At 40.4% G+C, this 11,518-nt stretch carries 14 protein-coding genes; 6 read left to right on the top strand and 8 right to left on the bottom strand.

Annotated elements, in window-relative coordinates; genetic code table 11:
* Positions 1-185 precede the first annotated feature (185 nt).
* From HWQ39_RS21825 to HWQ39_RS21815, 3 genes are all read left to right on the top strand, one after another.
* Positions 186-653: a hypothetical protein gene (locus HWQ39_RS21825; protein ID WP_292849498.1), complete on the top strand. Its 468-nt coding sequence runs from the start codon at positions 186-188 to the stop codon at positions 651-653.
* Between the two features lie 114 nt (positions 654-767).
* The gene (gene rpmF, locus HWQ39_RS21820) at positions 768-941 is read left to right on the top strand and encodes a 50S ribosomal protein L32 (protein WP_012407602.1); all 174 of its coding nucleotides are present in this window, start codon (positions 768-770) and stop codon (positions 939-941) included.
* Positions 942-1,248: 307 nt separating this feature from the next.
* Positions 1,249-1,854, top strand: coding sequence for a sulfite oxidase-like oxidoreductase (locus tag HWQ39_RS21815; RefSeq protein WP_292849496.1), 606 nt, complete (start codon positions 1,249-1,251; stop codon positions 1,852-1,854).
* A gap of 54 nt (positions 1,855-1,908) precedes the next feature.
* Here the strand turns inward: HWQ39_RS21815 and HWQ39_RS21810 are convergent, their stop codons facing one another.
* Both HWQ39_RS21810 and HWQ39_RS21805 read right to left on the bottom strand, forming a co-directional pair.
* Entirely contained in the window at positions 1,909-3,291 is a 1,383-nt protein-coding gene (locus HWQ39_RS21810; RefSeq protein ID WP_292849494.1) for an aldehyde dehydrogenase, read from the bottom strand.
* A gap of 194 nt (positions 3,292-3,485) precedes the next feature.
* Positions 3,486-4,625, bottom strand: a complete 1,140-nt coding sequence (locus HWQ39_RS21805) for a hybrid sensor histidine kinase/response regulator (protein ID WP_292849492.1) — start codon at positions 4,623-4,625, stop codon at positions 3,486-3,488.
* 454 nt (positions 4,626-5,079) lie between these two features.
* Between HWQ39_RS21805 and HWQ39_RS21800 the strand changes: the two genes are divergently transcribed.
* From HWQ39_RS21800 to HWQ39_RS21790, 3 genes are all read left to right on the top strand, one after another.
* Positions 5,080-5,703 carry a hypothetical protein gene (locus HWQ39_RS21800; RefSeq protein ID WP_292849490.1) on the top strand — a complete coding sequence of 208 codons (624 nt, stop codon included), beginning with the start codon at positions 5,080-5,082 and terminating at the stop codon, positions 5,701-5,703.
* 80 nt (positions 5,704-5,783) lie between these two features.
* Entirely contained in the window at positions 5,784-6,263 is a 480-nt protein-coding gene (locus HWQ39_RS21795) for a hypothetical protein (protein WP_292849488.1), read from the top strand.
* Positions 6,264-6,290: 27 nt separating this feature from the next.
* Positions 6,291-7,154 (top strand): hypothetical protein, encoded by an 864-nt coding sequence (locus HWQ39_RS21790; RefSeq protein ID WP_292849486.1) that lies wholly within the window; start codon positions 6,291-6,293, stop codon positions 7,152-7,154.
* Positions 7,155-7,245: 91 nt separating this feature from the next.
* Here HWQ39_RS21790 and ureC read toward each other — a convergent pair whose 3' ends face one another.
* The 6 genes from ureC to HWQ39_RS21760 form a co-directional block, all read right to left on the bottom strand.
* Positions 7,246-8,961 carry an urease subunit alpha gene (gene ureC / locus HWQ39_RS21785; protein WP_292849484.1) on the bottom strand — a complete coding sequence of 572 codons (1,716 nt, stop codon included), beginning with the start codon at positions 8,959-8,961 and terminating at the stop codon, positions 7,246-7,248.
* A gap of 63 nt (positions 8,962-9,024) precedes the next feature.
* The gene (locus HWQ39_RS21780) at positions 9,025-9,330 is read right to left on the bottom strand and encodes an urease subunit beta (RefSeq protein WP_190932845.1); all 306 of its coding nucleotides are present in this window, start codon (positions 9,328-9,330) and stop codon (positions 9,025-9,027) included.
* A 21-nt stretch (positions 9,331-9,351) separates the two neighbouring features.
* Positions 9,352-9,654, bottom strand: a complete 303-nt coding sequence (gene ureA, locus HWQ39_RS21775; protein ID WP_012407584.1) for an urease subunit gamma — start codon at positions 9,652-9,654, stop codon at positions 9,352-9,354.
* Positions 9,655-9,716: 62 nt separating this feature from the next.
* On the bottom strand, positions 9,717-10,556 hold the full coding sequence (locus HWQ39_RS21770; RefSeq protein WP_292849482.1) for an urease accessory protein UreD: 840 nt from the start codon (positions 10,554-10,556) through the stop codon (positions 9,717-9,719).
* 48 nt (positions 10,557-10,604) lie between these two features.
* Positions 10,605-10,730: a hypothetical protein gene (locus HWQ39_RS21765; protein ID WP_292849480.1), complete on the bottom strand. Its 126-nt coding sequence runs from the start codon at positions 10,728-10,730 to the stop codon at positions 10,605-10,607.
* 290 nt (positions 10,731-11,020) lie between these two features.
* The gene (locus HWQ39_RS21760) at positions 11,021-11,491 is read right to left on the bottom strand and encodes a DUF4079 domain-containing protein (RefSeq protein WP_292849478.1); all 471 of its coding nucleotides are present in this window, start codon (positions 11,489-11,491) and stop codon (positions 11,021-11,023) included.
* Positions 11,492-11,518 lie beyond the last annotated feature (27 nt).

The following is an 11,518-nucleotide window of genomic DNA, read 5'->3' as shown; positions in this document are numbered from 1 at the left end:
TTATTGTTTGCTGGTCTTAAAATTGCGGTTGGCTTTGCCAAAAAAACAAAGCTAACCTGTGTCTTATAGTCTAGGGGATTCTAATTGAATCTTCAGTTAGAATGTAATTTTTATTACGTTAATTAGCGGGAAAATACCTTTTACCTAATTTCAATAACAGATCATCATTAAGGAGATAGAAGGTCATGAGCAAGATTTATGCTCACCTACCATCATGGATCACTCCCTTTTCAGTTATTAGCCAAATTGCCAGAAGAATCCGGATAATTCCTTTAGTAGTTTTGCTTATATCTACTGTTCCTGCGTGGTTTTTGATGGAAGCGATTGCACCGCAGGTTGTGCGAGCTTACACCGCTAGAGTCGATCTAGCTATCGACCGCCTGCCAGAAGAAAACTATGAAACCGTTCTCAGAAGGGCGGAAGCGGCCGCAAGGGCAGCTGCTCAAAGGAGCTTCGACCAAGATATACTGGTGACAGATGTTTCCATCATTGTGTCCGTACAAAATTATGGAGCGATCGCACCAGTCCTGACATTAGATGTCAGTCGTCCTCAATGGCGATCGCGCCCCGATGCTCAAAATTGGGCTACTTACTTTAAAACTGCGCGATCGCTACTTTTCTTTAACAACAGCCAGGACTTACCCAAAAAATAGCCGAAAAGAAAGATTTTCATTAGGGGCAATTCATGAATTGCCCTTACTATTGTCCTTCGTGTCAGTGGATGGACTAGAATAAGAAGGTTGTCAAGAATCGCGATATCTGCTGACATGGCTGTTCCTAAGAAGAAAACTTCAAAATCAAAACGAGATAAACGTCGAGCTACCTGGAGACACAAAGCTGTTGTCGAAGCTCAGAAAGCCCTTTCTCTAGGCAAATCAATTTTGACTGGACGTTCTACATTTGTATATCCAACTGCTGAAGAAGAGGAAGAAGAATCATAATTTCCCAGTCAGGAAAAGCATGAACAGCACCGATAGATTTGATTGCTAAAGTGATCAATCAAACTTCCTACGACTAAATAAACGCTTTTTCTTAGCTTTCCTGATTGCATTATGAGTCATAGATACTCTACACAAGCTCATTAGATGGAAAAAAATTGGTAGTGAGTAATTGGGAATATCCATTACCCATTACCTATCATTCATGAGTAATGATCAAGTAATCATATAAAGAGTAAAACATCTGGTGCTGTTAGCAGTTCAGCAAAAAAGATTGTAAATACTTAGAGAAACTTATTTTTCTCCAACTATGTTAGGAAAATTTTTTCAGAAACCAGCAAAGGAAGAAGGCGAACGCGTCCCTCCTGGTCAACACTTAGCTAAAGGTTTCCCTGTATTAACTTACGGTGAAACTCCCCAAGTCAGCACTGAAGAATGGGAGTTTCGAGTTTGGGGTTTAGCAAAATCTGCTACCTTTAGTTGGTCAGACTTTATGGCGCTACCTCAACACGAATTCACGGCAGATTTTCACTGTGTAACGCGTTGGTCTAAACTTGATGTCAAATGGACTGGCATTAAAGTTACAGATTTTATGGGTCTGATTGAAGTAGATCCCAAGGCAGCCCACATTATGGAACACTGCTATGGCGGCTATACTACCAATATTTCTGTAGAAGATTTTATCCGCGAAGAAAACTTCTTTGCCTTTAAAGTTTTTGGTGAAGACCTTCCATCTGAACATGGTGGCCCGATGCGGCTAGTTGTTCCCCATTTATATGCTTGGAAAAGTGCTAAGTGGATCAATGGCTTGGAATTTTTGCCCGGCGAAGAACTTGGTTTTTGGGAGCGCAATGGCTACCATCGCCGTGGTGAACCCTGGGCTGAGGAGCGTTACAGCAACGCTTTTGGGATTTGATGTTAGAAGTTAGAAGTTTAGAGTTAGGAGTCAAAAATTCATAACTCATAACTTCTAACCCAGAAGTTTCTTTATGAAGGGCAATTTGCCCTTATATGGGGCGTACCGCCATTTTAAATCAAGCCAGAAAGAGTTTTGCAACACACTTTTTTTATGGGAAAATGTGTCAAAACTAGCTTTACCGTGATAGTTGCCAATACCGCTATCTCCTACTCCACCAAATGGTAAAGATGATACACCAACCTGCATAACTGTGTCGTTAATACAGACTCCACCAGAAGAAGTTTCCTGTAAAACTTGCTTTTGCAGATTTTTGTCTTGAGAAAATAAGTATAACGCTAATGGTTTGGGTCTAGAGTTAATCAAGGCGATCGCTTCTGCAATGTCAGTATATTCAATGATGGGTAGAATCGGCCCAAAAATCTCTTCCTGCATTACTGAATCTTCTAAGGAGACATCATCAATCACTGTCGGGGCGATATAACGCTCAGAAGGTTCAGTTTTTCCACCGATGATAACTTTTCCATCTTTGAGAAAGCTAACCAGTCGATCAAAGTGTTTTTCACTAATAATCCTGGCATAATCAGGGCTGTTTATAGGATTATCGCCATAAAATTCCTTTAAGTTTTTTTCCAGACCATCTATTAAATCTTTTTTGATTTTTTTATTGACTAAAAGATAGTCAGGGGCGACACAAGTTTGTCCAGCATTAATAAATTTACCCCAAGTGATTCGTCTAATAGTGTGTTCCAGATTAACGTCAGTATCTACGATACAAGGACTTTTGCCACCTAATTCTAAAGTCACGGGGGTGAGATATTTTGCCGCTGCTGTCATAATGATTTTGCCGACGGCTGTACCACCAGTAAAAAAGATATGATCAAACTTTTCTGCAAGTAGTTTTTGACTTGCTTCCACGCCTCCTTCAACCACCGCAATATAAGCAGGGTCAAAATGTTTGGCAATAATTTCAGTGATGATATGGGAAGTATGAGAAGCAATTTCTGAAGGTTTGATAATTGCACAGTTACCAGCGGCGATCGCACCTATTAAAGGTGAGATAATTAACTGAAATGGATAGTTCCAAGGCCCAATAATTAAGACAACCCCTAACGGTTCTGGATAAATTTTTGCTGAGTAGGAAAAAAAGTCCCAGGAAACTGCTGCTTTTTTGGGCTTACTCCAGTTTTGAAGATGTTTTATGGTGTAATCAATTTCTTTAACTACGCTGATTTCTGTAATGTAAGCCTCAACTTCTGGTTTATGCAAATCTGCTTGTAATGCTTCGACTATTGACTTTTCATGCTCAATGATGGTTTGCTTAAGACTTTTCAGTTGTTCAATGCGAAAATTTACATCTTTAGTTTTTCCTGTTTGAAAAAATTCTCGCTGATTATGGAGAATATTGCCAACGTTAGATAATTCAGTGGTAATCATTATTTTGTCCTCTCAAAAACTATTTAATTAATGCTAATCATGTTATACAATTCATACTCACATCGTCAACTTTAGTGTAGAATTTTATGATTGAAATATTTATTTAATTTTTATTAGTAGATAGTAGTAATTATAAATTATGAATTGTCAGGATAAAAAGCTCTAAAATTCATAATTTACAATTACTAATTTTCTCAGATTTTGGTGGGTAAAAGCACAATAAACATACTACCTTTACCCAACTCACAATTTAGCAGAATAATGCCTTGATGTGCTTCAACAATTCGACGAGCAAGGTATAACCCTAAGCCACTACCAGAACTCTTATGGCTGCCTTGGCGAAATCGTTCAAAGATGGTAGCTTGTTCTTCAGGAGGAATACCTGGGCCTGTATCCGCTATTTCAATTCTAATGTAGTCAATAGAATTGGATCTTTCAGAAATGTGAGATTGATTACTTTTGTCAAACTGGCGTTGAGAAGTAAAACGAATAGTCACAGACCCGGAGTCGGTAAATTTGATCGCATTGCCGATAAGATTTGTAAATAGACGATGCAATTCTAAGCGATCGCCCATGACTGTGTTTGATTCTTCGGTAAAATCCACATTTAGCAACAGTGCTTTGTCTTGAGCTAAGGGTGATAATTCTCCGGTTACCTCTTCTAGCAATTGGCCCAGATTAACTGGTTGAAACGCTAAACTTTTGCGACCTGCTTCAAAACGATAAACTTCCAATAAAGTATTCACCATAGAAAGCAGGTTGATATTGCTACGGGCCATGATGGCGATTACTTCCTGCATTTGCGTTGATAATGTTCCCAGCGCGCCTTGCTGAAATAGCATTAACATGCGATCGGCAGCTACAAGGGGAGTGCGTAAGTCGTGGGTGAGACGGGAGACAAAATCTTCTCGCTGGCGGGCAATTTCATCACGTTCATCCATACTATGCTTCAAGCGCAGGAGCGATCGCACTCGTGCCAGCAATTCGTCTACTGTTACAGGCTTGCGGATAAAATCATCAGCACCCAAGTCTAAACCGTGGGCGACGTTGGGCGTATCGTGGGCAGTTATTAGCAATATGGGGACGTATTGAGGCAATTTCATCTCTTTCCGAATGTGCTTAGTGACTTCGTACCCATCCATACCTGGCATCATCAGATCCAGCAGAACCAAGTCACAAGGAGAAGCTTTCAATTCTGCCAAGGCCGAAATCCCATTTTCTGCGGTGCTGATTGTGTAACCTTCTTCTTCCAAAATAGTTTTGATCAAAAACACGTTATCAGGAGAGTCATCGACAACTAGAATTTTGTCAGAACGAGAAGATTGTGAAGTCATATAGATGCAAGGTACGGGGTAAAAGTAAATTTTTGATAAGACTAGCTGTATTTGTAACAATTTGTCTAGCTATATGTGTGTGAATCGTTCTCTTTTGTTGGCTCAGGCAGAGACTTTAGAGATGTTTTGAGCAAAATCAAATCCAGATAGAGTATAACAATCTGCATTTTCAAAAAGTGGTTAAGGCGTTGGAAGTTTTCATCCCTCAGCAGCCATGCCCAGATTTTTTTCAGCAGTAACACTAGGATAACTTCAACAGATTTCTTGAGAATCAGAGTAATTAATATTTCTAACATTGCGATCGCCTCAGTTGCTTGACTGAGTTCAATGTCGCAATTTTGTTTTGTAGTTATTTATTTGACTTGTTGTGACTTAGATTGACATATCTTGACTAGCCACAAAACTCTGTAAATGCAAGCTAGACTGAACTTTAAGGCGACTTCACATTAGATATATGTCATTACCAAGAGACTTCCTGACAGAACTAGAGCAATATAGCGAATTGTCAAAACAAGAAAAGGCAGTCTTTTTGGAAATATTTAGTAATAGCAAGAGTCGAGTTCAAGTTGTACAAGCGCTAAACATCTCTGAGAGCAATGTCAGCAGTTGTTTAACAGGGATTTATAAGAAATTCAGTATCAATGGCAGTGGGCCTGTAAAAGAAAGTCGCTTGCGGGAGTATCTACAAAAGCGATATTCCCAGCAGGAACCTGCTGATTGCTTAACTGCTGAGGTTGCAGAGGATGATATTGATGCTCTAGTTCAAGAAATCCGCGAACAGGTTAAACCCAGCATTAAAGAAAAGTGTGGAACGATGCGCGTGCTGGATATGGATCAACCTGTTGAGTTAACTGGAGAGCGAGGAATCTATACTAACGTCAAGATTCTGGAGAAAACCACAAAACGCAAACGAGTGAAAATTGGGCGACTGCTGCAAAAGTTTGATCGGGAGAACTTTGATCACTTTGAACTTCACGAAGCCAGTGAGAAGCGAGTGTCAGGACTGCAAGCAGTGCAGCATCACAAAAAACTAATGGTTTACAGATTGCTATTTATGCTCACAACTGGTTCCGCTTAAACTGCGAAGTCAAAGCTAAAAGATTTATTGAAAAACTACAAGCTAACAAACGAATTTTTGAACTGGCAACTAATCCACTATTGCTAACCTTGCTGTGTCTAGTATTTGAGGAAAACGAAGATTTTCCAGCAAACCGTTCAGAACTTTATAAAGAAGGGTTGGATATATTGCTTAAGAAATGGGATGCGAAACGGAACATTGAGCGCAATCAAGTTTATAAAAATTTATTGTTGGATTGTAAAGAAGATTTACTCAGCGAAATTGCTTTTACTACCTTTGAGCAGAAAGACTATTTCTTTAAACAAAAAACTGTAGAGGCATATATCGTCGATTTTATCAGTAATTTACAATTTGCTAATTTAGAACCAGAGGTTTTGAAACTTGATAGCGAAGCTGTTTTGAAATCTATTGAAGCCCAGCATGGTTTACTGGTGGAAAGAGCAAAAGGAATTTATTCTTTTTCGCATCTGACTTTTCAAGAGTATTTCTGCGCTAGAAAAATTGTATCTGTTTTAGCATATGAAAATTTAGTAAAACATATCAATGAAAAACGCTGGTAAGAGGTGTTTTTACTAACCGTTGGAGTTATGGTAAAAGCAGATAATTTAGTATTGTTAATGAAGCGGAAAATTGATAATTTAGCTGCTTCAGATGAAAAATTACAGCATTTTTTAGAATGGCTTGATTGTAAATCTAGTTCATTTGAATCTTTTTACAAGCCAGCAGCTATCAGAGCATTGTATTTTGAAATGACCTTAGACAGCGAACAAAATAACTTAGATAATGCTCTTGAATGGGATTCAGAAAATACTTTATCTGGTTTAGATAATGCTCTAGGATGGGATTCAGAAGATAGTTTAGATGATATAGAGATAGATTGGTTACTCAATCATGCTCTCACAAATACTCTTGTTCTTAGCGATGACTTAGCTAACGCTTTTTTTCAAGGTCTTGATGCTACTGATATTCTTGATGAAACTATTGATAAATCATCTCGTGGACAAGCGTTAGTTGCTCGGGATGATGCTTGGTGTAATATAGCTGATATTGATGATTTTCTTATAAATGCTATAGATTTAACTTCTTCTTTTCAACCAGAATTGAAGACGGCATTGCAGTTACTAAGAGATAAGCTTAATGAGGCAATACCAGAATGGGAAAACCTATTTGAAAAACTAGAAGGATTTGGAGAATGGTGGGAGAAAAATAGTCAAGCCTGGACTGAACAGTTAATAGCTTTAATGATTGAACATCGTAATATTGGTCATAAGTGGCAGTTCAGTTATAGACAAGCTAAACTACTACAGCAATATTATAATAGTAACAAGCTCCTGGTAAACTGCTTAAACAGCGATTGTAATATTAGCGATAAAGTTAGACAAACAATTGAGCATAACTTGCTATTACCAATAAGTAAATTAGAAACGGAAAATAATAAAGATATTTTCTAATTTTGCATTTTAAACCTTTATCCACGTCTTAAGGAGTTTCGATAATCAGTTCTTGGTAACTTATGATTTCAGTAGATTTGTCTGTGATGAATTAAAACAAAAAGTACCTCTGCGCCATTGGTAAAACTGTGGCAGGTTCACAAATCAGTAACTCACCATCTGCCCTGACTTGGTATGTTTCTGGATCAACTTCAATGTGGGGTAGTGTATAATTCAGCTTCATATCCTGCTTACTCAATTGGCGTGTTCCAGAAACGGCAACTGCTGACTTTTGTAAACCTAGCTGGCTGGGAATTTCTCTCTCTAAAGCTGCTTGGGAAACAAAAGTTAATGATGTGGCATGACGCGCCCCTGCAAAACTACCAAACATCGATCGCATATACACTGGTTGCGGTGTAGGAATACTGGCGTTAGCATCGCCCATTTGCGCCCATGCAATCATTCCGCCTTTAATCACTATTTCTGGTTTCACGCCAAAAAATGCCGGACGCCACAAACATAAATCTGCTAGTTTTCCCTGTTCCACTGAACCCACATATTGAGCAATTCCGTGAGCGATCGCCGGATTAATTGTATATTTAGCAACGTATCTTTTTGCCCGAAAATTGTCTGCTTGTTGCTCAGTTCCTTGTGGATTAAGAGTTCCCCGTTGCACCTTCATTTTGTGAGATGTCTGCCAGGTGCGAATTATCACTTCGCCTACTCTTCCCATCGCCTGGGAGTCGGAAGAAATCATGCTAAATGCGCCTAAGTCGTGCAAAATGTCTTCAGCAGCAATGGTTTCTCGACGGATGCGAGATTCGGCAAAAGCAACATCTTCAGCGATCGCAGGATCGAGGTGATGACATACCATCAACATATCCAAGTGTTCGTCTAAGGTGTTGACGGTGTAAGGGCGTGTGGGATTGGTAGAAGATGGCAGAACGTTGGCTTGTCCACAAACTTTGATAATATCTGGTGCGTGTCCGCCGCCTGCGCCTTCGGTGTGGTAAGTGTGGATGGTACGATTTTTAAAAGCAGCGATCGTATCTTCAACAAATCCGGCTTCGTTCAACGTATCAGTATGAATCGCTACTTGCACATCATATTCATCAGCAACACTGAGACAAGTATCAATTGCTGCGGGTGTGGTTCCCCAGTCTTCATGGAGTTTTAATCCCATTGCACCGGCGGCTACTTGTTCTACAAGTCCTTGGGGTTGACTGGCGTTACCTTTACCCAAAAATCCTAAGTTGACAGGAAAAGCATCAGCAGCTTGCAGCATTCGGTAAATATTCCAAGGGCCAGGGGTGCAGGTAGTGGCATTTGTACCTGTAGCTGGGCCAGCACCGCCGCCGATCATGGTGGTAATACCGGAAGCGATCGCCACTTCAATCTGTTGAGGACAAATAAAATGAATATGGGCATCAATACCGCCAGCAGTGAGAATCATTCCTTCACCGGCTAAAGCTTCGGTTCCGGGGCCAATAATAATATCTACATTGTCTTGAATATAAGGATTTCCGGCTTTACCAATTTTGAAAATCTTGCCATCTTTAATGCCGATATCCGCTTTGACAATACCCCACCAATCGAGAATTAAGGCATTAGTAATAACTAAATCAACAGCACCATCGGCGTTAGAAATAGGGGATTGTCCCATTCCGTCTCGGATGACTTTACCGCCGCCAAATTTCACTTCGTCGCCGTAGGTGGTGAAATCTTGTTCAACTTCAATAAATAATTCTGTGTCTGCAAGTCGGATGCGATCGCCTACTGTCGGCCCATAGGTTTCGGCGTAGGCGCGGCGATCCATTCTGTAAGGCATATAAAATCCTTTTTTTTAACGCAAAGGGACGCGGAGGGAAGCGCAGAGGTACGCGGAGAGTTTTTAGAGGTTTCCGTTTATTTTGGCGTTGAAGCCGTAGACTTGGCGAGTACCAACCAGGGGGATGAGAGTTATTTCTTTTTCGTCGCCTGGTTCAAAGCGAACTGCGGTTCCTGCGGGGATATCAAGGCGCATTCCTCGCGCTTGTTCTCTGTCAAAGTTTAAGGCGGTGTTAACTTCATAAAAGTGATAATGGGAACCGACTTGTATGGGGCGATCGCCTGTGTTGGACACTTGTAATTTTATAGTTGGACGACCAACATTTAGTTCAATTTCACCTGCTGGTGTGATAATTTCTCCAGGAATCATAATAAATTAAAATTTACAAAATTAACGAATTGGATTATGTACTGTTACTAACTTTGTGCCATCAGGAAAAGTTGCTTCTACCTGTACATCATGCACCATTTCTGGTATCCCTTCCATGACATCATCCCGCGTCAATAGAGTTGTACCATAACTCATCAATTCAGCTACAGTTTGCCCATCTCTTGCACCTTCTAAAATGGCAGCAGAAATATAAGCGATCGCTTCGGGATAATTCAGTTTTAAACCCCTTCCTTTACGTCTTTCTGCTAATAAAGCAGCAGTAAAAATTAATAGCTTATCTTTTTCCTGCGGCGTAAGTTGCATTCTTATCTCCTTTTGGCATTCTTGGCGTCTTCTCTGCGAGACGCTGCGCGATGGCGGTTCGTTCAAAGCTGCCATACTCTTGGTATACAATTACCACGATTCAAAAAAGAAACTCGCAGCAATTGCCAAACATCAATAAACCAGTTTCTCACCTCAGATGTAGAAGCACCGCGATATCGACACAATAATCCATGTTGTAACCTGCTAACACCCGCTTCTCCTTCCCCATCCCATAAATTTCGCGTTTTTTCGACAATTTCTCCTGAAACTGTACCACCAACCCAAACTAGACTACCTACTATTGGTTTTCCTGCCAAGCCGTGGGGACTGTGAAAAGTTTCTTCGCTACCCCGTAACCATTGCCGATCAATCCATAAGGGAATACCTTCTTGCCAAATTTCGGTGTGCGATCGCCATTCTCCTTGCAAGAATTTCTCTCCTCTAGCACTACGACCAAATCGGGTAATTTCCCATCCTAACCAACTGCCTCCGGTTGCTAATTTTACCCGTAAATCTTGCCGATAAATCGCATCGTTAAATAAAATTGTCTCTTGCGGCAACCATTCTAAACAAGCGCCAGCGTCAACTTGCATTTCGATAGTTTGTCTAGCTTGTAAGCCATTACTGCGGTATATCTTGCTTGCAGCAGCTGTAGTGATTAAGGCTTGGGTTTGGGATTGGAGGTGGATATTAGAGGATAAGCGATCGCCTCCCACCATTCCCCCAGCCGTGTGTAAAATTACGCTATGACAAACTTTTTGCCCTTCTGGATAAAATGGGCGTTGTACCTTCAGAGGCGCTTGTTGGTGATTGTAAATTAATTGGGTTGCACCCTGGCGATCGGCATAGACTAAATCAAGTTTGCCATGCCAACCTTCTGCTATTTGTGAATTACAGGTCATTTATAAATTCAAGATTAAAGTTCAGATACTTTACATTTATTTAATGCATTAAGTCGGTGGATCTAGATAAATATAAGATAGTTCGTCATTGCGTTGGCGTAAGCCTTCCCGTAGGGTACGAAGTGTTCGCAGACCGTCTCTAAGAGTTGCGATCGCAAAGACTGAGATTGCCACGCTTCACTTCGTTCCACTCGCAATGACATTTTATATTTAATTGCGTTTACTTACTTATTTACTGCTTTATCTGCAATTTATTCTTCACTTGTTGGTGCAGTGTGGGGTGATTATCTTTGAGGCTCAAAACGTAATCAGCATTTGTAGTTATAATTTTTTGGGCAATCGATTTCTGAATATCTTTGCTAATATCTTCCCCATTTACTATGACCAAAAACTCCACCACAAGGGGATGGAGTTTTTCATTACCACATTACCTACTAGGCTTGATATGATTTCTAACTACTTAACTATGCTTTAGTAAGAATTCTTTGGACAATTTGCACACCAGTAACAGCCTGCCAAGCAAAAAGTCCCAAAAGGGTGAAATTTATCAAAATGTGAGTTGCACGCGCCCAATTTGCCCCTTTCTGCATATAGGGGGACAAAGCAGCAGAAAATGCTATTAGACTTGTCATACCTAGTCCTGCTAATAGGTGAGCGCTGACAAACAATTTACCATTATTGATGTAAGTGACAGCCATCCCACCGATCGCACCTGTGACCATTAAAGCTAGGAGTATAGACCCGATTTGGTAGTGTCTGACGTTATATCTACCTTTAATCAGTTCTTTCTTTTCTTCTCCCTGAGCATTTCTGGTACGCTGTACTTGCAGCCCCAAGTAGGCAGCATAAATTGAGAATGCTAATAGCGCCCACATCAGCACCGGATGGAAGAAGTTCAACCAATATTTCACCGACGCAGAAAGTTCCAGACTCATTGTGTTCTCGCCTAATTCTTAAATCTT

The sequence above is a fragment of the Nostoc sp. NMS8 genome, from assembly GCF_017115045.1.
Lineage (GTDB): Bacteria > Cyanobacteriota > Cyanobacteriia > Cyanobacteriales > Nostocaceae > Nostoc.
Note: the sequence above shows the minus strand (reverse complement) of the source record. Positions and strands in the feature narration are given on the sequence as shown.